This window comes from Nocardia jejuensis NBRC 103114, from assembly GCF_001613145.1.
GTDB lineage: Bacteria > Actinomycetota > Actinomycetes > Mycobacteriales > Mycobacteriaceae > Nocardia > Nocardia jejuensis.
The window spans coordinates 61,972-87,896 of the sequence record NZ_BDBU01000012.1; the positions used below are offsets into that span (position 1 = coordinate 61,972).

Consider the following 25,925-nt stretch of genomic DNA (forward strand, 5'->3'; position numbering starts at 1 on the left):
CGGATTTTCAGGAGGCGAGATGCGCGACCATCGTTCACCCCTGCATGCCCATGACGGTCACGCAGCCACCTATCCGCTCACCGCGGCACAGCGTGCGATTCGGCTGTTGCAACAGCTGGCCGGCGCCACGCCGTTGTCGAACGCGTTGTACCTGGAGCTCGCCGGCGATCTCGACACCGCGCTGCTGATCGCGTCGTACGGGCAGGCGCTCGACGAATTCGAGGTCAGCCGCGTGCGCGTGATCGAGGTGGACGGTCAACCACGCCAGGTGGTGGACGAGACCGCCAACGGCGCGGTGCAGCAGCTGGATTACACCTCGGCCCCCGATCCCGTCGCCGCGGCGCTGGAGTGGATGCGCGGCGACTATCGCGCACCCATCGACCTGCAACACGGCCCGGTGGTCATGGGCGCGGTGGTGCGGGTCGCCGAGCGCCGGTGGTTCTGGTACCTGCGCGCCCATCACATCGTGATGGACGGGATCGCCGCGCTGAACATCCTCACCCGCAGCGCGCAGCTCTACACCGCCGCGCTGGAGGGCCGGGAGCCCAAGGCGCAGGCGATTCGATCCCTGGGCGAGATCGTCGCCGCGGACGAGCAGTACCGCACCTCGCAACGCTTCCACGACGATCGGATGTTCTGGTCGAAGTATGTGGCGGAGCTTCCCGCGCCGGTGACCCTCACCGATCGGGTCGCGCTCGCCGAGGAGCACCCGCTCTCGGTGAGCGCGCTGCTGTCTCCGGACACCGAGACCGCGCTGCGTACCGCCGTCGCGACCCGATCGGCCGGATCGGCGGTGTTCGTGCTCGCCGCGTTCGGTGTGTATCTGGCGCGCATGACCGGCTCCGACGACGTGGTGCTGAGCGTGCCGGTGTCCGCGCGGGTCACGGCGGCGATGAGCCGCTCGGGCGGGATGACCGCCAATGTCGTGCCGTTCCGGGTGAGCCTCACACCCGAGAGCACGATCGCCGAACTGCTCGAGCACACCCAGCGCACGCTGATGGAAGTCCTTCGCGGACAACGCTACCGGCACGAGGACATGCTCGACGACTCGCATTCGATCGCCGCCCGGCGGCTGCCGCAGGCGGCCGGGCCGATGGTCGATCTGATGATCCTCGATACGAAGATCGTCCTGGGCGACATCACCGGCCGGTTGCGGGTATTGACTCCGGGGTTGGTCCCCGACATCTCGGTGAACGTCTATCCGGCCGTCGGCGGCGAGAGCACCCAGGTCGATTTCTTCGCCAACCCGAAGGTCTACACCGCCGACCAGGTCGCCTGCCATCATCGGCGTTTCGCGCGGTTCCTGGACAGTTTCCTGCGGTGTGCGCTGAGCGATCCCGGGACTCGGGTGCGGTCGGTGGAATTGCTCGAGCCGGACGAGCGCCGCCTGGTGCAGGAGGCGGGCTCCGGTGGTGCGGGGCCCGAACGGATCACGCTGCCCGACATGCTTTCCCGGGCGGCGCGCGAGCACGCGGACCGGGTGGCCGTGCACGACGCCGGGCGCACCTGGACCTACCGCGAGCTCGACGAGTGGTCGAACCGGTGTGCGCGGGCGTTGATCGAGCGTGGCGCCGGACCGGAAACCACGGTGGCGGTGGCGATTCCGCGCTCGGCGGCGTGGGTCCGGGCGGTCTGGGCGGTCGCCAAGACCGGCGCCGCGTTCGTGAGTGTGGATCTCACCCAGCCGGTCGAGCGGAATCGGTTCGTACTCGCCGATTGCCCGGCCGAGATCCTCCTCACGAGCAGCGACACCGCCGCGGACACCACCGGATTGGAGGGACCCGGGATCCGGGTGGTCGACATCGACGGGCTCGCACCGCACGAGTGGGACGCCGCGGCGATCACCGACGCCGATCGACGCGGCGCGGTGCGGATCGGCAACACCGCGTACATCGTGTACACCTCCGGCTCGACGGGCACACCGAAGGGTGTCGCCGTCACCCACTCGGGGCTCTCCGGGGTCTCGGACACTCTGGCTCGCGAGTACCAGCTCGACGGCGACTCACGCGTATTGGCCGTTGCCGCACGCACTTTCGACGCCGCGATCTTCGAGCTGCTGTCGGCGGTACCGGTCGGAGCGGCACTGATCATCGCCCCCGGTGATGTTTTCGCCGGTGCCCCGTTGTCGGAGTTGATGCATGCCCACGCTGTGACACACGCGTGTGTCACTCCAGCCGTCGCGGCCACGCTCGATGCCCCGAGACTCGATGCTCTGCGAGTGCTCATGGTCGCCGGTGAGGCGTGCCCGCCCGCGCTGGTTCGGCAGTGGTCGGGGAGCGATTCGGCCGGTGTTCGCATGCTGTACAACCTGTACGGGCCCAGCGAGGCCACGATCTGGGTCACCGGCGCGCCGTTGCGCCCGGGTGACGCGGTGGCGCTGGGCACCCCGATACCGGGAGTCCGGTTGACGGTGCTGGATGCGTGGCTGCGGCCGACACCGTCGGGGGTGGCGGGCGAGTTGTATGTGGCAGGTCCCGGTGTGGCCCGCGGATACCTCGGCAGGCCCGCGCTGAGCGCGACCTCGTTCGTGGCCGACCCGTACGGTCCAGCGGGTGCGCGGATGTACCGCACCGGAGACGTGGTGCGCTGGGAGCAGCGTGATACCGGCGGCGCACATCTGGTCTTCGTCGGCCGGACCGATTCCCAGATCAAGATTCGCGGTCAGCGCCTCGAACTCGGCGAGATCGACGCCGCGCTGACCCGCCTGGACGAGGTGCGCCACGCCCTGACCACCACCGTCGGCGGATCTGCCGACCGGGACGGAACACCGTGGGTCGCGGCCTATCTCACCGCGGCACCGGGAATCGCCCTCGATGTGGACGCGGTCCGGCGAGCGATCGCGCGACGACTGCCGTCCTACATGATCCCCGAGACCTTCACCGTTCTCGACGAATTCCCGATGACCGCGAGCGGGAAGATCGATCGCCGCGCGCTGCCGATCCCGCGGCGAACGGTCGCGACCTACCGCGCCGCATCGACACCGTTCGAGGAGATCATCGCCACCGCGTTCGCCGAGGCGCTCGGTGCGGACCTCGTCGGCGTCGACGACGACTTCTTCGCCCGGGGCGGGCATTCGATATCGGCGACCCGGGTAGCGGTGCGACTGGCCGGGGTGACCGGCCGCATGGTCGGCGTCCGAGACATCTTCGACGCACCGACGGCCGCGCGCCTGGCTCTGGTGCTCACCGAACGCGAACTGGGGCCGGGCCGGGCGCGAGCGAAACTGACCGTCCGGGAACGCCCTGCGCGCATACCGTTGTCGTTCGCGCAATTGCGGATGTGGTTCATCAACCGGTTCGATCCCGCGACACCGACCTACAACATTCCGCTGGTATTCCGTCTGACCGGATCGCTGAACACCGAGGCCTTGTCCGCGGCGCTCGGCGCGGTGCTCGCGCGCCACGAGGCGCTGCGCACCCGCTATCCCGAACTCGACGGGGTGCCGTATCAGGAGATCGTCCCGAGCGAGGCGGCCGCTCCCCTGCTCGAGGTGACCGGCGTCGACCCGGCGGAGCTCAACGAGGTGGTGGCCGAGCACGTCCGGGGCGGATTCGATCTGCGGACGGATCTGCCGCTGCGGGCCACGGTTCTGCGGTGCGGGCGCTCCGAGCACGTCATGGTGCTGGTGGTGCATCACATCGCCGCGGACGGTGTCTCGATGGCGCCGCTGCTGCGTGACCTCTCGACGGCGTACGCGGCACAGTGCGCGGGACTCGAGCCCGGGTGGGACCGCCTGCCGGTGCAGTACCCGGATTTCGCGCTGTGGCAGCGTGAACTGCTGGGTTCGGAATCCGACGCCGAGAGCCCCTTCGCGGCTCAATGTCGTTACTGGGAAAGGGAATTGGCCGGGTCGCCGCAGCCGGTGACGCTGCCCGCCGATCGCCCGCGCCCGCCGGTGTTGAGCAATCGCGGTGACGTCGTCGAGTTCACGATCGACGCACCGTTGCACGAGGCGCTGTACCGGCTCGCTCGCGAACACCGGGTCAGCGCGTCGATGGTGTTGCAGGCGGCGCTGGCGGTGCTGCTGTCGCGGCTGGGGGCCGGACCGGATGTCTCGATCGGCGGTCCGGTCGCGGGGCGCACCGATGACGCCCTGCGCGAGCTGGTCGGCTTCTTCGTCAACACCTGGGTGCTGCGGGTGGATCTGTCCGGCAACCCGCGCTTCGATCAGGTGCTCGAGCAGGTCCGCGGTAAGGCCCTGACCGCCTACGAGAATCAGGACGCCCCGTTCGAGCGGCTGGTCGAACTGATCAACCCGGCCAGGTCCACCGCGTATCACCCGCTGTTCCAAGTGTCGCTCGAATTGCAGAACGACGGCCTGCCCATTCTCGATCTGCCCGATCTGGTCGCCGAGTTCCGCCCGGTCTCCACCGGCAGCGCCAAGAACGACCTGCACGTCGATCTGATCGAGACCCGCGGCGCCGCGGGTGCTCCCGCGGTCATTCTCGGCCGGATCGAATACGCGACCGATCTGTTCGATCGAAGCACGGTCATCGGCATCGCCGAGCGCTACCTCCGGGTCCTGCGCGCGGTGAGCGCCGACCCGTCCGAAGCGATCGCCGATATCGGCCTGCTGGCCGCCGCCGAACGCGAACAGCTTCTGGCACAGTGGAACTCGCGATGCGAGCACACCCCGGCACAGACCACGATCGCGACCGAGTTCCTCGCGCGCGTGGACTCCACACCGGCCGCGGTGGCCCTGCGGTTCGGAGACGGGGAGCTGACCTACGCGCAATTGGCCGCGCGGGTCGACGTGCTGGCGCGCGTGCTGGCGGGACGCGGTGTGGGCCCGAGTTCGGTGGTCGCGGTCGCGCTGCCCCGGTCGATGGACCTGGTGACCGCTCTGCTGGCGGTGGTGATGGCCGGCGGCGCGTATCTGCCGATCGACCCCGAATACCCGAGCAGCCGTATCGAGTTCGTTCTCGCCGACGCCGATCCATTGCTCGTCCTCACGACCCAGGCCACCGCGGCCGATTCACCCCTGGGTGAGCGGGCGGCGCTGTACCTGGACATCACGAACCTCGCGCAGGAGTCCGGCGGCGAATTGCCGTCGCTGTCACCGGCGGACGCGGCATATGTCATGTACACCTCGGGTTCCACGGGACGCCCGAAGGGTGTCGTGGTCGAGCACCGGGGTGTGGTGAACATGGCGGCCTACGGGTGGCCGGGCGGACCGGGCGAGCGCGTGCTGCTGCACTCCTCGATGGCCTTCGACGCGTCGGCGTACGAGTTGTGGCCCGCGCTGCTGGCGGGATCGACCATCGTCATCGCGCCGCCCGGTCGTTCCGATATCGCGGAGCTGAGCCGGACCATCACCCGCCACGACGTGACGGCGTTGTACGCGACGACCCCGCTGTTCGAGGTACTGGCGAGCGCGGGGCCGGAACTGAACCTCGACTCGGTCCGCCGGGTGGTCTCGGCCGGTGATGTGCTCCGTACTGCCGCGGTCGCCCGCTTCCGCGACCGGTGCCCCGGCATCGACGTGGTCAATGCCTATGGCCCGACCGAGAACACGGTGTGCGTCACCACCTATGAGATCCCCGATGCGCCGGAGCGGATGAGCGGCACCGGCGTGCCGATCGGCGCGCCCGTGGCGAATATGCGCGTCTTCGTGCTGGATTCGCGGTTGCGGCCCGTGCCGGTGGGCGTGGCGGGCGAACTGTACGTCGCCGGAGTGCAATTGGCGCGCGGATACCGGAACCGATCGGGTCTCACCGCGGAGCGGTTCCCGGCGTCTCCGTTCGGAGCCGGTGAGCGCATGTACCGGACCGGTGACGTGGTGCGGTGGACGCGCGCCGGTGTACTCGAATTCGTCACTCGCGCCGACGAACAGGTCAAGGTGCGCGGGTTCCGGATCGAGCCGGGCGAGGTCGAGACCGCGTTGACCGCGCACCCGCTGGTGTCGCAGTCGGTGGTGATCGCCCGTGAGATCGGTTCCGTGACAGCGGATTCGACGAGCGTGGCGGACAAGCGCCTGATCGGGTACGTGGTACTCGATCGTGCCGGCGACGAGGCCGAAGATGCCGTGCTTCCCGAGCAGATTCGGCGCTTCGCCGCGGATCGACTGCCGGAGTACATGGTGCCCTCGGTCATCGTCGTGCTCGACAGACTGCCGTTGACGCCCAATGGCAAGGTGGATCGGCGCGCACTGCCCGCGCCGACCTTCGCCGTCGCGGACCAGCGCGCGCCCCTGACACCGGTCGAGGAGCTCGCCGCCACGGTGTTCGCCGAGGTGCTCGGCGCGGACCGCATCGGGGTCGAGGACGATTTCTTCGCCCTGGGCGGGCATTCGCTCTCCGCGATGCGGGTGGCCTCGCGAATGACCACGGTGCTGGGTATCGAGGTGGGTGTACGCGATGTGTTCGAGGCCCCCACTCCCGCTCGGCTGGCGTTCACGCTCGCCGAGCGCGGAGCGGACCTGGCTCCGGCCCGACCGGCGTTGACCGTTCGCGAGCGCCCCGAACGAATGCCGTTGTCGTTCGCCCAGTCTCGACTGTGGTTCATCAACCGCTTCGAGATGGACTCCCCCGCCTACAACATCCCGATGGTGCTGCGCCTGCGCGGACCGCTGGACTCCGAGGCCCTCTCCACCGCGCTGATCGATGTGGTGACGCGGCACGAGAGTCTGCGCACCGTGTTTCCCGATGAGGACGGGGTGCCGTTCCAGCGGATCCTGCCGGTCGAGGTGGCCGCACCGAGGATCGAGACGCTCACCGTCGATCCCGATGAGCTCGAGCGGACCGTGGTGGATCTGGTGCGCCGGGGCTTCGATGTCGCGACGGCGACGCCGCTGCGAGTGACGTTGCTGCGCAACGGTGTCGATGACCACACCCTGGTGATGGCTCTGCACCACATCGCCGCGGACGGCTGGTCGATCGCGCCGTTCGTGCGGGATCTCACGGCCGCGTACACCGCGCGCCGACAGGGCCGGGCGCCGCGCTGGACGCCCCTGCCGGTCCAGTACGCGGACTTCACGCTGTGGCAGCGCGAGACCCTGGGCGCCGAATCCGATCCGGACAGCGTGCTGGCGACCCAATTCCGTTATTGGGAAAACGAATTGGCGGATGTCCCGCAGCCGATAACGCTGCCGACGGACCGCCCTCGTCCGGCGATCGCCGGCAATCGCGGCGATGTCATCGAGTTCGCCTTCCAGGACGCGCTGTGCGAGCGGCTGTATCGACTCGCCCATGATCGCCAGGTCACGGTGTCGATGCTGCTGCAGTCGGCGCTGGCGGTGTTGTTGTCACAGGTCGGCGCCGGTGAGGACATCTGCCTCGGCGGTCCGGTCGCGGGGCGCACCCACGAGGCGACGCACGATCTGATCGGCTTCTTCGTCAACACGTGGGTGCTGCGGGTGGATCTGTCCGGCAACCCGCGCTTCGATCAGGTGCTCGAGCAGGTGCGACGGAAAGCTCTGACCGCGTACGAGAATCAGGACGCTCCCTTCGAGCGGCTGGTCGAACTGCTGCAACCGACGCGTTCTCCGGCGTATCACTCGCTGTTCCAGGTGTCCTTCGCACTGCAGAACAACCTGCTGCCCGATCTGCGGCTCCCGGAGCTGGACGCCGAGATCGTTCCGGCCATCACCGGCACCGCCAAGTTCGACCTGCACGTCGATGTGGTCGAACGGGTGAATCCGGACGACGCCACCGCCGCTCCGGGATTGTCGGGCCGGATCGAGTTCGCCACCGATCTGTTCGATCGCACCACCGTGACCGAGCTCGCCGCGCGTTTCATCAGGCTGCTGGAGACCGTCACCGCGGACCCGGGGATACCCCTGGGCCGGATGGATGTTCTCGCCCCCGAGGAGCGAGATCGGCTGCTGCGCATCTGGAACGACACGGCGGCGCCCGTGCCGGAGACGACCTCGCTCGCGCACCTGTTCGCGCGACAGGCAGCGGCCACGCCCGAGGCGGTCGCGGTCGCGCATCTCGACGGAGACCTCACCTATCGCGAATTGGCTTCGCGGGTGCGGGTTCTGGCTCGGCTGCTCACCGATCGGGGTGTCGGCCGGGGTTCGGTGGTCGCGGTGGCACTGCCGCGGTCGGCGGATCTGGTGACCGCCGTGCTGGCGGTGGTCGTGGCCGGGGGCGCGTATCTGCCGATCGATTCCGAATATCCCAGTGACCGTATCGAATTCATTCTCGACGACGCCGATCCACAACTGGTGCTCACGACCGTTTCGGTCGCGGCGGATCTGCCCATGGGCGAGCGGGCATCGCTGTGTGTGGATGTCGTGGATCTCACCGGCGAGCCGCTCGACACCGGCACGCCCCCGTTGTCGCCGGGTGATGCGGCGTACGTGATCTACACCTCGGGTTCGACGGGACGCCCGAAAGGTGTTGTGGTCGAACATCGCGGCGTGCTGAACATGGCGGTCCACGGCTGGCCGGGCGGACCGGGCGAGCGCGTGCTGCTGCATTCCTCGATGGCCTTCGACGCGTCGGCGTACGAGTTGTGGCCCGCGCTGCTGGCGGGATCGACCATCGTCATCGCACCGCCGGATCGACTCGACCTCGCGGTCCTGATGCGCACGGTTTCGCGGCATCGCGTCACGACGATCTTCGCGGCGACCGCCCTGTTCGAGGTGCTCGCCACCGCGGAACCCGGCCTCGCCGCCGATCCGGTGCGTCAGGTCGTCACCGGTGGTGACGCGTTGAGTTCGGCCGCGGTCACCCGCTTCCGGGACCGCTGGCCGGGCGTGGACATCGCCAACGCCTACGGGCCCACCGAGAACACGGTATGCGTCTCGACCCACGAGATTCTCGCCGCGCGGCCGTGGGACACCGATGCGCGGGTGCCGATCGGCGCCCCGGTGGCCAATGTGCGGGTGTTCATCCTGGATTCCCGATTGCGACCGGTGCCGGTAGGCGTGGCGGGTGAGTTGTATGTCACCGGAGCGCAATTGGCGCGCGGTTACGCGGGCCGGCTCGGGTTGACCGCACAGCGGTTCGTGGCGTGCCCGTTCGGCGTCGCGGAGCGGATGTACCGGACCGGAGACGTGGTGCGGTGGACCCGAGCCGGAGTTCTCGAATTCGCGGGCCGCGCCGACGATCAGGTCAAGGTGCGCGGGTATCGGATCGAGCCCGGCGAGGTCGAGGCGGCCCTGGTGTCGCACGCGGCGGTATCGCGCGCGGTGGTCGTCGCCCGCGCCGTCTCCTCGGCCCCGGCCGACGCCGCGGCGGTGCTGGACAAACAGTTGGTCGCCTACATCGTCCGCGATCGCGAAAGCACCGTGAGCGCGGACGGTGACCGCGCGGCCGAGCTGGTCGGGCACTGGCGAGACGTCTACGACAACCTGTACGCGGGTAAGGAGAGCTATCTCGGCAACGGGCGTGAATTCGCCGAGCCGATGGCCCTGGACGCCGATTTCGGCGGGTGGAACAGCAGTTACACCGGCGAGCCGATCCCCGTGGCGCAGATGCGGGAATGGCGGGACGCGGTCGTGGACCGGGTGCTGGGTCTGCGGCCGCGACGGGTGCTGGAGATCGGTGTCGGATCGGGCCTGCTGATGTCGCGCCTGGCCTCGGAGTGCGTCGAGTACTGGTGCACCGACTTCTCCGAGGCGACCATCGCGAATCTGCGATCGCGACTGGCCGAATCGGCGGTGGACTGGGCGGATCGGGTGAGCCTGCGGGTGCAGTCCGCCGACGACGTCTCGGACCTGCCACGGGATCGCTTCGATGTGGTGGTGCTGAACTCGGTCGCACAGTACTTCCCGAACGCCGCCTATCTGATCGACGTGATCGACAAGGTGATGGGGTTGCTGGCGCCCGGTGGCGCGTTCTTCCTCGGCGATATCCGCAATCTGAGTCTGCTGCGCGAGTTCGCCACCGGCACGCAGATGGCCGGCGGCGACGAGCAGGACACGGTGGCCGCGGTTCGCGAGCGCGCCCGGCGCGCGGTGACGGCGGAGCAGGAACTGCTGGTCGCTCCCGAGTTCTTCCTCGCGGTGCGCGACACGGTCCCCGGGATCGCCGCGGTGGACATCGAATTGAAGTACGCGCCGGTCGACAACGAGTTGACGCGCTATCGCTACGACGTGGTGCTGCACAAGGCTCCGGCGCGGGTTCGCTCGCTCGCCGCACTGCCCCAGCGCTCCTGGGCCGAATTCGGTGATCTGCGAGAGCTGTACGCCCAGCTCCGTGCCGAGCGCCCCGAGGGTCTGCGGATCACCGGAATCCCGCAGGCCGGAACGGTGGTGGACGTGACGGCGACCCGCGTCATCGATGCCGCGGCCGAGCGCGCTCACCTGAGGGATCTCGACATGCGTACCCCGTCCGCGACGGTACTGCCGCACGAAATCCGTTCGCTCGGTGCACGAGTGGGCTGCACGGTGGCTGTCACCTGGTCGCCGGTGGCGGGCGCGATGGACGCGGTGTTCGTGCGCGAGACGGACGAGACCACGGTGTCGGACGAGGTGTACCCGGGCCAGGGCGCGCTGGGTTCGCTCGGCAGCTATGTGAACGATCCCGGCATCGCCGATCTGGTGGCCGAGATCCGGCAGTTCGCCGCGGATCGATTGCCGGAGTTCATGATTCCGGCGGCCATCGTCATCCTGGACGAGCTGCCGCTGCTGCCCAACGGCAAGGTGGACCGGCGCGCGCTGCCCGCCCCGCAGCTGATCACCTCGACCTATCGGGCCCCCTCGACGCCCTGGGAGGAGGTCGTCGTCTCGGTGTTCGCCGAGGTGCTCGGCGCGGACCGAGTCGGGGCCGATGACGATTTCTTCGAGCTGGGCGGGCATTCGCTCTCGGCGACCCGGGTGGCGTCCCGCGTCGCGACCGCCACGGGCATCGCGGTCGAGGTGCGCGACGTGTTCGACGCGCCGACCGCTGCCCGATTGGCCGTCGTGTTGGCCGAGCGTTCCACCGAACTCGCGCGACACCCGGGCGTGGCGTTGTCGCCACGGGAAAGGGTGACGCCGATACCGCTGTCGTTCGCGCAGTCTCGAATGTGGTTCATCAATCGATTCGAGCCGGACTCCCCCGCCTACAACATCGCCATGGTGCTGCGGTTGCGTGGCGAGTTGGACGCGTCGGCGATGTCCGCCGCGATCGGCGACATCGGGGCACGACACGAGAGCCTGCGCACGGTGTTTCCCGACGAGAAGGGAATACCGTGCCAGCGGATCCTGCCCGCCGAGGGCACCGCGGTCCTGACGACGGATACCGCCGAGTCGACCGAGCTCACCCACCGGGTGATCAGTATCGTGCGGCACGGGTTCGACGTGTCGGCGCGGCCGCCGTGGCGAGTCACGTTGCTGCGCACCGGATCAGAGGATCATCTGCTGGTCGTGGTGCTGCATCACATCATCGCCGACGGATGGTCGATAGCACCGCTGGTCCGTGATCTGTCCCTCGCCTATACCGCGCGACGAGCCGCGCGGACGCCGCGCTGGACGCCGCTGCCGGTGCAGTACGCCGACTACACGCTGTGGCAGCGCGAGGTGCTCGGCGCGGAATCCGACCCGCAGAGCGTGATCGCGCGTCAACTCGCGTACTGGACAGCGCATTTGGCGGGCCTGCCGGATCGGCTGGAACTGCCGTCCGACCGGCCCCGCCCGGTGGTGGCGTCCCAGCGCGGCGGAAGTTATTCGTGCACCCTGGATGCCGAGACGGTGGCCGGACTGAACGCGATGGCGCGCACCCGCCGGGTCACGGCGTTCATGGTGGTGCACGCGGCCTTGGCGGTGGTGCTGTCGCGGTTGTCGGGTAGTGCGGACATCGCGGTGGGCACTCCGATCGCGGGCCGGGGCATGGCGGCCCTGGACGGGCTGGTCGGCATGTTCGTCAATACGCTCGTGCTGCGCACCGAGGTGCGCGGGGCCGGCTCGTTCGCCGATCTGCTCGAGGAGTGCCGCGCGGTCGATCTGGCCGCGTTCGCGCACGCCGACATTCCCTTCGAACGGGTCGTCGAGGCCATCGACCCACCTCGCAGCCAAGCGCATCACCCGCTGTTCCAGGTGATGCTGGCCTTCCAGAATCTCGATCTGGATCCGGCGCTGGCACAGCTGCCCGGGCTCGAGGTCGAGCCGCTGCGGAGTCTCGATATCGGGGTCGAGCGGTTCGATCTCACCATCACCGTCGCCGACGTCTCCGACAGCGTCGCGACCGACGGCGGCGTTCCGATCACCATCGGTTACGCGCTCGACCTGTTCGATCAACCGACGATCGCCGCATTCGCCCAGCGCCTGCTGCGCACGGTGCGCGCGGTGGTGGCCGATCCGGCGATCGCCCTGCGCGATCTGGATCTGCTCGCACCGGAGGAGCGAAAGTTCCTGCGCCGCTGCGGTGATGGCGGTGCGGGTCCGCGGCCGCTCGTGCTGAGCGAGATACTCGTGCGCGCCGCGGCGGACTTCCCGGATCGGCCCGCGGTCGTGACGGCGGAGCACGAGTGGACCTATCGCGAACTCGACGAGTGGTCGAATCGGTGCGCGCGGGCGCTGATCGCGCAGGGCGTCGGGCCGGAAAGCGTTGTGGCGATCGCCATCCCACGATCCTCGGGATGGGTGCGGGCGGTGTGGGCCGTCGCGAAGACCGGGGCCGCGTTCGTCTCTCTCGATCCGGCACAGCCGAGGGAACGCAATCGCGGCATCCTCACCGATTGCGCGGCGACCGTGCTGCTCACCGGCGACGGCGCCCAGGCCACCACCGGGGAATGGGAAATCCCCGGAATCGTCGCGATCGACCCGGACGCGCTCGACCTGACCGCGTGCGGTGCCGCCCCGATCGGTGAGCAGGATCGACGCGGCGCGATACGGCCCGGCAATGCCGCCTACATCGTCTACACCTCCGGATCGACCGGTACGCCGAAGGGCGTGACGGTCACCCACGCCGGACTCTCCGCGATCACCACGGCACAGCGCCGAGATCTGCGGACCGATTCCGACTCACGGGTATTGGCGGTCGCCGCACGCACTTTCGACGCGGCGATCTTCGAATTGCTGCTCGCGGTTCCGGTCGGTGCGGCCCTGATCGTGGCGCCGGACGACGTGTTCGCCGGGCCGCCGTTGACGGAGCTGATGCGCGCCCAGGCCGTGACGCACGCGTGTGTCACTCCCGCCGTCGCGGCCACGCTCGACGCGCGAGAGCTCGACACCGTGCGAGTGCTGATCGTCGCGGGCGAAGCGTGCCCACCGGCCGTGGTGCGGCAATGGTCGGGCAGCGACACCGCCGGGGTCCGCACGGTGCACAACCTGTACGGGCCCAGCGAGGCCACGATCTGGGTGACCGGAGCGGAATCGACTGCCGGAGAACCGGTGTCGATCGGCACACCGATTCCCGGTATCCGCTCGATGGTCTTGGACGCCTGGCTCGACGTGGTGCCGCCGGGCGTGGTCGGCGAGCTGTACGTGGCCGGTCCCGGTGTGGCCCGCGGATACCTCGATCGCGCCGCGACGACCGCGGCGGCATTCATCGCCGATCCGTTCGGACCCGCCGGATCCCGCATGTACCGCACCGGCGATCTGGTGCGGCAGCTGCCCGGCGACGGCGCGCTGATGGTCGTCGGGCGCGCCGATTCCCAGCTCAAGATTCGCGGCCAGCGCCTCGAACTCGGTGAAATCGCGGCCGTGCTGAGCGAACTCGACGAGGTGGAGCGCGCCGTCGTCACCGAGGTCAGGCACGGCGAGTCCGCCCGGTTGGCCGCCTACCTCACCGCGACTCCCGACCGGGTCCCCGATCCGGTCGCCCTCCGGGAGGCCGCGGCGCGGCGACTGCCGTCGTACATGGTCCCCGAAACCTTCACGGTCCTGGACGAATTGCCGCTGACCCCGAGCGGGAAGGTGGACCTGCGCGCGCTGCCGGAACCGGAGTGGGTGACCACGATCTACCGGTCACCCGCCACCGCCACCGAGGAAGTGCTGGCCGAGGTGTTCGCACAGGTCCTTGGACTCGACCTGGTGGGCGCCGACGACGATTTCTTCGCCCTGGGCGGAGACAGCATCGTCTCGATCCAGCTGGTCGCGCGGGCCAAGGACCGCGGGGTGGTGTTCACGCCCCGGCAGGTGTTCGAGGCGCGCACGGTCACCGCGCTGGCGCGCGTGGCCGAATCGGTAGCACCCGCAACGGTTCTCGCGGAGCTGCCCGGCGGCGGCGTCGGTGAACTGCCGCTGACCCCGATCACTCGATGGATGGCGGAGCAGGGCGGTTTCGGCCGATTCAATCAAACGGTGGTACTCACCGCACCGGCCGAACTGGATCGGACCGGTCTGACGGCGATTCTGAGCGCGCTGATCGACCGGCACGACATGCTGCGGTCCCGGCTGTGGCACGACGGCCGAGACTGGCAGCTCGAGACGCGAGCAGGCGGGACGGTGGACGCCGGGTCGCTGGTGCGCACGATCGCGATCGCCCCGGACACCACCGCGCAGGACCGCGATCGTCTGGTCGCGGCGCAGGTCGACGCGGCGCTCGATCGCCTCGATCCCGCCGACGGCGTTGTCCTGCAGGCGCTCTGGTTCGTCCCCGCCGGGGCGGGACGGGCCGGGCAGTTGATCCTCATCGCACATCACCTCGTGGTCGACGGTGTGTCGTGGCGCATCCTGCTTCCCGATCTGATGTCGGCGTGGCAGCGGTACCGCGCCGGTGCGGAGATCACGATGCCGCCCGTGGGTACATCGATGCGGCGCTGGGCCCACGGCCTGCTCGAGGCGGCGCGGTCGCCGGAGCGCGTCGCGGAACTGCCGATGTGGCAGCGCATTCTCGACGGGCCGGATCCACTCCTCGGCTCGGCCGCGGTGGATCCCGGGCGAGCCCGGACAGGCGCGATAGGCGTACGGCGAGTGCGGGTTTCGCCGGAGGACACCGAGTCCCTGTTGACCCGGGCGCCCGCGGCGTTCCACGGTGATGTCCAGGACGTGCTCGTCGCCGCGCTGGCCGTGGCGGTCGCGCGCTGGCGGGCAGCGCGTGGAGTTCACGAGTCCTCGACGCTGATGCAGCTCGAGGGGCACGGCCGCGAGGAACAGGTCCTCGCGGGTGCGGATCTGACCGCGACGGTCGGCTGGTTCACGACCGTGTACCCGGTCCGGATACAGCTGGCCGGAATCGATCTCGACGACGCCTGTGCCGGCGGCCCGGCGATCGAGACCGCGCTCAAGAGCACCAAGGAGCAGTTGCGCGCGATCCCGGATCACGGCATCGGCTACGGGATGCTGCGCTACCTCAACCCGGCGACCGCGCGGGCCCTGCCGGACCGGCTGCCCGCCCAGATCTCGTTCAACTATCTCGGGCAGCTCTCGGCGCGTGGATCATCGGGCGGGACGAGCGCGACCGCGTTCGCCGTCACCGACGAACTCGGCGCACCGATCGCCGACAAGGACCTGCACGTCATGGCGACAGCGGTGCTCGACATCACCGCGGCCGTCACCGACGGGCAACTCTCGGCCACCTTCGGCTATCACGAGGACCTGCTCTCCGACGCGGAAGTCGATGAGCTGGGCCGGTTGTGGATCCAGGCACTGCACGCCGTCGTGTCTCGGCTGCGGCACCCGGACTCGGGCGGACACACGCCCAGCGACTTCCCGTTGGTGCGGGCGGCACAGGCCGACATCACGACCTGGGAGGCGCGGTACCCGAGTCTGATGGACGTCTGGCCGTTGTCGCCGTTGCAGAGTGGGCTCCTGTTCCACGCCCGCCTGGCCGAGTCGACGGTGGACGTGTACGCGGTGCAGCTCGCGATCACCCTCTCCGGGGCGGTGGACGCCGGACGGCTGCGTCACGCGGCGAGGTCTCTGCTGCGGCGGTACCCGAACCTGCGGGTGGCGTTCGGTACCACCGCGGAGGGCGAGGGCGTGCAGATCCTCGCCGAGGACGTGGTGTTGCCGTGGCGTGAGGTGGACCTGACGCAGGAATCGGACTCCGCGCTGGAGCGGGTCATGGAGCGGGACCGAGCCGAGCCGTTCGACATCGAAGCGGCGCCGCTGATGCGCTGCACCCTGATCGCCGTGGGCGAGAGCCGTTTCACGCTGTTGCTCTCGTACCACCACGTACTGTTCGACGGCTGGTCGATGCCCTCGCTCCTGCACACGCTGCTGGCGGCCTACGCGGAGCCCGACGCCCCGATCGTCGTGGAGTCGGCGGGCTCGTACCGGTCCTACCTCGCCTGGCTCGGCCGCCAGGATCCGGAGGATTCGCTGCGGGTGTGGCGGGACGCGCTCGACGGGGCCGAGGCGACGTTGCTGGCCCCGCACGCGGACACCTCGGGACCGGCGGAGCGAATGAGTTCTGTCGCAGTGGTTGTGGACCGGGCGCTCTCGGACCGGCTGATCGCCACGGCGTCCGCCGCCGGAGTCACCGTGAACACCGTGTTCCAGGTGGCGTGGGCGATCCTCGCGGGGTACCTGACCGGGCGCGACGATGTCGTGTTCGGCGCGACGGTGTCCGGGCGGCCCGCGGACCTGCCCGGTATCGAATCCGCGGTCGGGTTGTTCATCAACACCATCCCGGTGCGCGTCGCGCATCACCCCGGTGAGCCGATCGCCACGGTGCTGGCCCGGGTGCAGGCCGAACAGTCACGATTGCTGGGTCACCATCACATCGGACTGTCCGATATCCATGCCGCACTGGATGTTTCGTCCCTGTTCGACACGGTCCTGGTCTTCGAGTCCTATCCCGTCGACGAAGCCGCGCTCGCGGCCCGGGCCGCGGCCATCGAGGACATGAGCGTGCAGGAGCTGCGGTCGAACGACTCCGCGCACTACCCGCTGGCGCTGGTGGTGGCCAAGGGCGAGTCGTTCCGGGCGCAATTGCAGTATCGGCCCGGGGTTTTCACTCAGGACTGGGTTCGCGCCTGCGCCGATCGGCTGGCGCACGTACTGGACGCGATCACCGCCGATCCGTCGGTCCCGGTCGCGTCGATCGCTCTGCTGTCACCGGCCGAGCGCGCTCGACTGGTGCCCGTACGGGGATCGGTGGCCCAGCCGACGCGACCACTGGCGGATCTGCTCGTCGCCGGAGCCGCGATCGACCCGGCCGCACCCGCGGTGGTCTCGGGTGCGGTGACCCTGAGTTTCGGTGAGCTGGACAGCTATTCGAACCGATTGGCGCGCATGCTGATCGGACTCGACATCGGGCCGGGTGACGCCGTCGCGCTGGCCATGCCCCGGGGTGTCGAGTTCATCGCCGGAATGTGGGCGGTGACGAAGGCCGGGGCGGCCTTCGTGCCGATCGATCCACGCCATCCGCTCGATCGGGTCGTCGCGATGATCGCCGATTCCGCGGTGCGCCTGGCCCTGTCGGTGGCGGACACGGTGGGCACGGTGCCGGACACCATCGATCGAGTGATGCTCGACGAACCGGATCTGCCCGCGCGCCTGGCGGGCTACTCCGCGGCGGCGGTGACCGACTCCGTGCGGGTTCGCCCGCTGCGGAACGCGCACACCGCCTACGTGGTCTACACCTCCGGGTCGACCGGCACCCCGAAGGGTGTCGTGGTCAGCCATGAGGGCCTGGCGAACTTCACCGCCGAGCAGCGCGAGCGCTACCGTCTGGACCAGGGCGCACGGGTGCTGGCGGTATCGGCGCCCGGCTTCGACGCGGTCATGATGGAACTGCTGATGGCACACCCGAACGGGGCGCCGCTGGTGGTCTCGCCGCCGGACGTCTTCGGCGGCCAATCTCTCACCGAACTCATTCGGCAGCACGGTGTTTCGCACGCCTTCGTGACGACGAGCGTGCTGGCGACCATGTCCCCCGCCGGACTCGAGTCGCTGCGAGTGCTCGTCACCGGTGGTGAGCGGGTGCCCGCGGAACTGGTGTCCGCGTGGGCGCCGGGCCGCGAGCTGTACATCGCGTACGGGCCGACCGAGACGGTCATCGTCACCACGATCAGCGATCCGATGGATCCCGACGCACCGGTGACCCTGGGCGGGCCGATCCGCGGCATCGAGGCGGTGCTCCTGGACGCGATGTTGCGGCCGGTGCCGGTCGGCGTGCGCGGTGAGCTGTATCTCGGCGGCATTCAGCAGGCGCTGGGCTATTCGAACCGGGCGGCGTTGACCGCCGCGTCGTTCGTCCCGAATCCGTTCGGCGCCCGCGGGTCCCGCCTGTACCGGACCGGGGACCAGATGCGCTGGAACGCACACGGCGACCTGGAGTTCCTGGGTCGCAACGACTTCCAGGTGAAGGTGCGCGGGCAGCGGGTCGAGCTCGGCGAGATCGAGGCGGTACTCGCCGAGCAGGCCGGGGTGCGGCGCGCCATCGTGGTGCAGCACGCGACATCGCATCGGCTCATCGGCTATCTGGTCGGGGACGGACTCGACCCGGAGCAGGTGCTGGCCGCTGCCCGGCATCGGCTTCCGGCGCACATGGTGCCGGATGTGTGCTCGGTCCTGCCCGAATTGCCGCTCACGGTGAGCGGCAAGGTGGATCGCGCGGCCCTGCCGGAACCGCAGCAGCTGACCCGGGTCTACCGCGAGCCGTCGACGCCGACCGAGCACATGGTGGCGGAGGTGTTCGCCGAGTTGCTCGGACTCGACCGGGTCGGCACGGACGACGACTTCTTCTCCCTCGGTGGGCATTCGCTCTCGGCGATGCGCGTGACGGCCCGTCTGTCCGCGCTGGCGGGTGTTCGCGTCGGAGTGCGCGAGCTGTTCGAGGCGCCGACTCCCGCGCTGCTGGCGCGGGTGGTGGATGCCGGAGCCGAGGGCACGACGGCGTCGGCGCTGGTGGTCCAGTCGCGCCCCGAGCGGGTGCCCCTGTCCTTCGCCCAGCTGCGCATGTGGTTCATCAACCAATTCCATGGTGCGTCAGCGGCGTACACGATTCCGCTGGTGCTGCGGTTGACCGGCGAATTGGATACGGCCGCCCTGATCGCGGCGATCGGCGATGTGGTGGGGCGGCACGAGAGTCTGCGCACGGTCTTCCCCGACGTGCAGGGCACGCCGTTCCAGCGGGTGCTGCCCGAGGATCAGGCCGCGGTAGCGGTGCGGGTCCGATCGGTGGATCCGGCACAGCTCGACGCCGCGGTCGCACAGGCGATTCGGCACGGGTTCGACCTGGCGACCGAGCTTCCGTTGCGAGTCACGCTGCTGGACAGCGGTTCCGACGAGCACCTGCTGGTGATGGTGTTCCATCACATCGCCGCGGACGGGTGGTCGATCGCACCGCTCGCACGCGACCTGTCGATCGCGTACGCCGCGCGTCGCTCGGGGCGGTCCCCGCACTGGGTTCCGTTGCCGGTGCAGTACGCGGACTACGCGCTGTGGCAGCGGGCGGAGTTGGGTGAACAGGCCGACCCCGGATCGGTGTCGGCGCGTCAACTCGCCTATTGGACAGCGCATCTGGCCGGATTGCCCGATCGGCTGGAGTTGCCCGCCGACCGGGCACGACCGATGGTCGCCTCGCACGAGGGGGCCACCTGTTCGTTCGCGCTGGACGCCGGATTGTTCGGCAGGATAGGCGAACTGGCGAATGCCCACGGCGTCACCGTGTTCATGGTCGTTCACGCCGCGGTGGCCCTGTTGCTGTCGCGGTTGTCCGGCAGCGGGGACATCGCCATCGGAACGCCGATCGCCGGACGCGGTGCGGCGGCTCTGGACGATGTGATCGGCATGTTCGTGAACACGCTGGTGTTGCGGACGCAGGTCGACGAGTCCGGTTCGTTCATCGACCTGCTCGGCCGGGTCCGGCAGGTGGATCTCGAAGCCTTCGCCCATGCCGACATTCCGTTCGAGCGGGTGGTGGAGGCCATCGATCTGCCGCGGACCCAGGCGCATCATCCGTTGTTCCAGGTGATGCTGGCCTTCCAGAATCTCGACCTGGACGCGGACGCGGCACAGCTGCCGGGAATTCGGGTCACGCCCGTGGCCCTGGACGCCGGTGTCGAACGATTCGACCTCTCGATCACCGTCGCCGACATACCCAACGCCGACGGCGATATTCCGGTCAGCATCGGCTATGCCACGCAACTGTTCGATCCCTCGACGGTTGCGCGGATGGCTCGCCGGCTCGAGCGAATCCTGTCGGGGGTGACGGCCGATGCCCGGGCCGGACTGCGCGATCTGGACCTGCTCGACTCGGGCGAGCGACAGTCGTTGCGGGAGTGGGGAGACGGCGGCGCGGGACCGGTCCCGATCACCCTCGTCGAGATCCTCGCGTCGACGGCCGCGAGGTTCCCGACTCGTCTCGCGGTCCTCGAGGGGACGAACCACCTGACCTACGGGGAGCTGGATCGCTGGTCGAATCGATGCGCGCGGATGCTGATCGCGCGGGGCGCCGGTCCGGAAACGGTGGTGGCGATCGCGCTGCCACGCTCGGCGGCCTGGGTGCGGGCGGTCTGGGCGGTGGCCAAGGCCGGCGCTGCGTTCGTGTCCATCGATCCCGCACACCTGCCGGAGCGAAACCGATTCGTCCTGGACGATGTCGGCGCCGCGGTCGTTATCGCCCAGACCGACCAGCTGAGCGACACCGGAATCCCGGTGATCGATCCGGACCTGACCGACCTGCTCCGATACGGCGACACCCCGGTGAGCGATGATGAGCGCAATGGTGTTGTGCGGCAGCACAATACCGCGTACGTCGTGTACACCTCCGGGACGACCGGGACTCCGAAGGGCGTCGCCGTCACCAACGCCGGGTTGGCCGCTGTCGCGGCCGCGCAGTGCGAGCAGTTCGGTCTCGACGCCGATTCGCGCGTACTGGCCGTTGCCGCACGCACTTTCGACGCGGCCGTGTTCGAGCTGCTGTCGGTGGTCTCGGTCGGCGCTGCCCTGGTCGTCGCCGACGGTGACGCTTTCGGCGGTGCGCCGCTGACGCAATTGCTCCGCGCCGAAGCCGTGACGCATGCCTGCGTGACTCCGGCGGTGGCGGCCACGCTCGATGCCGAGCGGCTGCACGACCTGCGGGTGCTGATGGTCGCCGGTGAAGCGTGCCCGCCGGCGCTGGTGCGGCAGTGGTCCGGTACCGACGCCGCGGGCGTTCGGGAGTTCCACAACCTGTACGGCCCCAGTGAGTCCACGATCTGGGTGACCGCGGCCGAATTGCGTGCGGGCGAGCCTGTCTCGCTGGGTCGCCCGGTGCCCGGGGTGCGATTGGTGGTGCTGGACCGGTGGCTGCGGCCGGTGCCGGAGGGCGTGATCGGCGAGCTGTATGCCGCCGGTCCCGGTGTGGCGCGCGGATATCGCGATCGAGCGGCGTTGACGGCGGCGGCATTCATCGCCGATCCGTTCGGGCCGCCCGGGTCCAGGATGTACCGCACGGGCGATCTGGTGCGGTGGATGCCGCAGGGCGAGCGTCACACGCTGATGTTCGCCGGTCGCGCCGATCGTCAGGTCAAGATCCGGGCCCAGCGCCTCGAACTCGGTGAGGTCGAAGCGGTGCTGACCGGACTGGACGAGGTGCGACACGCGGTGGTCAGCGCACACACCGCCGGTGACGAGCCCGGCGCGACAGTGCGATTGGCCGCCTACGTCACCGCCGAGCCCGGTCGGCTGCCCGACCCCGTCACCATCCGGCGGGCGGTCGCGCGAGCACTGCCCTCCTACATGGTCCCCGATACCGTCACGGTGCTCGAGGCGCTGCCGCTGACCTCGAGCGGCAAGGTGGATCTTCGCGCGCTGCCCGCCCCCGAGTGGGTGGCGGTGACCTATCGCGCCGCCTCGACACCGTTCGAGGAGATCGTGGTCTCGGCGTTCGCGGCGGAACTGGGTGTGGACCGGGTCGGGGTCGACGACGACTTCTTCGCCCTCGGCGGTCATTCGCTCTCGGCGACGCGGGTGGCGGCACAGGTGGCCGCGGCGTCCGGCACCGAGCTGGGTGTGCGCGATCTCTTCGACGCGCCGACCGCGGCCCGGCTGGGGCAGGTGCTCGCGGAGCGCTCGACCGGCGGCCCGGACCCGAGGTGGTCGAGGCTGGTGGTCCGTGAGCGACCCGAATACCCGCCGCTGTCGTTCGCACAGTGGCGGATGTGGTTCATCAACCGGCTCGAACCCGACTCACCGGCCTACAACATTCCGCTCGTGTTGCGGCTGACCGGCGAGTTGGATGTCGAGGCGATGATCGCCGCGCTCGGGGACGTGGTGGCGCGGCACGAAACCCTGCGCACCGTGTTCCCGATCCGGGACGGGAATCCGTATCAACGGATCGTCCCGGTCGCCGAGGTCACCACGACCGTCGACGTGCGCAGGGTCGACGCGGCCGACCTCGAGCACGTGATCATGCCGTTGGTGCGAAGCGGATTCGATCTGTCGAGTGCGCCGCCGCTGCGGATCACCCTGCTGGACAGCGGTTCCGATGAGCATGTGCTCGTGCTGGTCCTGCATCACATCGCGGCGGACGGCGGGTCCCTGGCGCCGTTGGCGCAGGATCTGTCACTGGCGTACGCGGCCCGCCGCACAGGAGGGGATCCCGAGTGGGCGGGACCGTTGCCGGTGCAGTACGCGGACTACACGCTGTGGCAGCGGGAGGTGCTGGGAGCTGAGTCCGATCCGGACAGCGTCTCGGCGCGGCAGATCGGGTATTGGGCGGGGCAGCTGGCGGGATTGCCGGATCGGCTGGAGTTGCCCGCCGACCGGCCCCGGGCCGCGGTGGCCTCTCAGCGCGGTGAGACGTATTCCTTTGCGCTGCAAGCGGACACGGCGGCCGGGCTGCGGCGAGTCGCGCACGCGCACCACGCGACCGTGTTCATGGTGATGCACGCGGTGCTGGCGGTCGCGCTGGCTCGGTTGTCGGGCAGCGGCGATATCGCGGTGGGCACGCCGATCGCGGGGCGGGGCGCACCGGCGCTGGACGGGCTCGTCGGGATGTTCGTCAACACCTTGGTGCTGCGCACCCGGGTCGATGAGGCTTCCTCGTTCGACGCGCTGCTCGATGAGTGCCGCCGAGTCGATCTGGAGGCGTTCGCGCACGCCGATATCCCGTTCGAGCGGGTGGTGGAGGTGGTCGATCCGCCCCGCACGCAGGCGTATCACCCGCTGTTCCAGGTGATGCTGACCTTCCAGCACCTCGACCTGGAGCCGACAGCGGCCCAGCTGCCGGGAATGAGTTGCACCCCGGTGACTCTCGGCACCGGCGTCGAGCGGTTCGATCTCACCGTGAGCGTGTCCGACACCGCCGACGGTGGTCTGACCGTCGGGGCGAGCTTCGCCCTCGATCTGTTCGACCGGGAGACGATCATCGCGTTGACCCGGCGGCTGCGGATGATCATCGACGCCGTCATCGCGGATCCCGCGGTGAGCCTGCGCGATATCGACGTGCTCGATCCGGGTGAGCGAGTGTCGTTGTCGGCGTGGGGTGACGGCGGTCCCGGGCCGGAACAGCTCACGCTGCCCGAGATGTTGCGCCGGGCGGCGGCCGAGCACGCGGATCGGCTCGCGGTCGCCGATTCCGGATGCGAGTGGACGTATCGGGAGCTGGATCAGTGGTCGAATCGATGTGCGCGGCTGCTGATCGAATCCGGGGTCGGACCCGACTCCGTTGTCGCGGTGGCGATTCCGCGATCGGCGGAGTGGGTGCGCGCGGTCTGGGCGGTCGCCAAGACCGGCGCCGCGTTCCTGTCCGTGGATCCCACCCATCCGGCCGAACGCAATCGGTTCATTCTCGCCGACTGTGCCGCGGCGGTCGTGCTCACCAACGGTGACATCGTCTCGCGCGCAACCGGTCTCGCCGGCTCGGTCCTGACGGAGCTGGACAGCGCCGGATCTCGAGTGGTCGACCTGGACCGGATCGACCTGTCCGGGTACGGCGCGGCGCCGGTCGGCGATCTCGACCGGGGCGGTGCGGTGCGGGCGACCACTATCGCCTACGTCGTCTACACCTCGGGGTCGACCGGTACTCCCAAGGGTGTGGCCGTCACGCATACGGGGCTGGCCACCGTTGCCGCCGTGCAGAATTCACGCTGGGGCCTCGATCACGACTCCCGCGTACTGGCCGGTGTCGCACGCACTTTCGACGCGGCGGTCATCGAATTGCTCGCGGCGGTCACCGCCGGTGCGGTGTTGGTCGCCGCTCCGGACGACGTGTTCGCCGGGGAACCGCTGGCGGCACTGTTGCGCGCCGAGCGGATCACGCACGCTTTCATGGCGCCTGCGGTCGGGCTCTCGGTGGATCCCACCGGGCTCGACGATCTGCGCGTGGTGGTGAGCGGCGGCGAGGCGTGCACGCCGGAGTTGGTGCGGCGGTGGTCCGGCACGGACGCCTCGGGTGTGCGCACGCTGTACAACGTGTACGGGCCGAGTGAGTGCACCATGTGGCTCGCCGGTACGGCGCTGGATACCGACGGCCCACTGTCCCTGGGCGGTCCGCTTCCGGAAGTTCGTGTGGCGGTGCTGGATTCGTCGCTGCGGCCGGTGCCGGTGGGCGCAGTCGGGGAACTGTATGTCGCCGGGCCGAACGTGGCGCGCGGCTATCTGCACCGGGCGGGAATGTCGGCGCAGTCGTTCGTGGCCGACCCCTTCGGCGCGCCGGGGTCACGGATGTATCGCACCGGAGATCTGGTGCGGTGGATGTCCCGCGGTGACGACGCGGTGTTGATGTTCGTGGGCCGCGCCGATTTCCAGGTCAAGATTCGCGGTCAACGCCTCGAACTCGGCGAAATCGACACGGCGCTGACGGGCGTGGACGGGGTGCGCCACGCGGTCGTCACCGTCCACACATCCGGTTCGGAGGTCCGGCTGGCCGCCTATGTCACCGCCGTGCCGGGGCACAGCCTCGATGCGGCGGAGATTCGGCGGGCCGTGGCGCTGCGGTTGCCGTCGTACATGGTGCCCGACACCGTCACCGTGCTCGAGGCGCTGCCGCTGACCAGGAACGGCAAGGTCGATCGGCGGGCGCTCCCCGCGCCGGACCGGGTGGCCGTGACGTATCGGGCACCGTCGACGCCGCTGGAACACATCGTGGTCGCGGTGTTCGCGGAGGTGCTCGGCTCGGAGCGGGTGGGAGTCGACGACGATTTCTTCACCTCGGGTGGAACCTCCGTTGTCGCAATGCAACTGGTGTCCCGGCTCCGCGCGCGCACCGGCATCGCCGTCCCCTATCGGCTGCTGTTCGCCGATGCGACCCCGGCGGGTCTGGCGCGATATCTGTCCGAACCGCGGTCCGAGATCGGCGTATCGCTGGGGGTGCTCTCACCGCTGCGTTCGACGGGGCACAAGGCACCGTTGTTCTGCGTGCACCCGGGTGGCGGTCTCGCCTGGGTGTACGGCACCCTCGCGGGCGACCTGGACCCGGATCGTCCCGTGTACGGCCTTCAGGATCCCTATATCGTCGAGAACGGTCCCCGCCTCCACACGGTGGAGGAGTACGCCGAGCGGTATGTCCAGGAGCTTGTGACGTCGTTCCCCGGCATCACCTATGACCTGCTCGGCTGGTCGCTGGGTGGAAAGATCGCGCACGCCATGGCGGCGCGATTGCAGGCGATGGGCCACCGCGTCGGTCTCCTCGCCCTCGTCGACGCGGGAATCGCGGAGAATCTCGTACCGGCGCCCGAGCCCGATGCCGAGCACGACCGCCTGGCATTGGCCGAATTCCTGCGTGGCTGGCGGGAATTCCTCGGTATAAGCGAGGACCAGCAGATCGACGATCCAGCCGAGTTGCTCCCGCTCATAGTGGAGCGGCTCAGCACCGAAGGCATCCTGACCCCGGAGCAGGTGGAGCGGATGACCGAGTGCTTCACCACGCCGGTGGCCCACGCACCGGGCTGCTTCGACGGCGACGCCGTGCTGTTCGTCGCCGCCCGCGAGGGGTATCGGGACCAGATCGCGGGAACCTGGAACGGGCACATCACCGGGACGATTCACCAGGTCCTGATCGATGAGTTCCACACGGGAATGATGAATCCGAAGGGGGCGGCCGATATCGGCTCGGCCCTGAACACGATGCTGCGCGATCGAGACAGGGACAGCTGAGCGGAAGATCGGTCGGCGGCGATCCGCGAGGATCACCGCCGACCGACCCCACCGCGACGTCGAGGCAGTCTCCACCGGCGGT

The 25,925-nt window shown here is 69.5% G+C and carries 1 protein-coding gene; it reads left to right on the forward strand.

The features are described from left to right. Positions 1-19 precede the first annotated feature (19 nt). On the forward strand, positions 20-25,843 hold the full coding sequence (locus NJ1_RS09255) for a non-ribosomal peptide synthetase (protein ID WP_067690373.1): 25,824 nt from the start codon (positions 20-22) through the stop codon (positions 25,841-25,843). Positions 25,844-25,925: the final 82 nt, after the last annotated feature.

Excerpts from the sequence above, each read along its gene's own strand:
- NJ1_RS09255 (WP_067690373.1), top strand. The coding sequence starts at position 20 with ATGCGCGACCATCGTTCACCCCTGCATGCCCATGACGGTCACGCAGCC.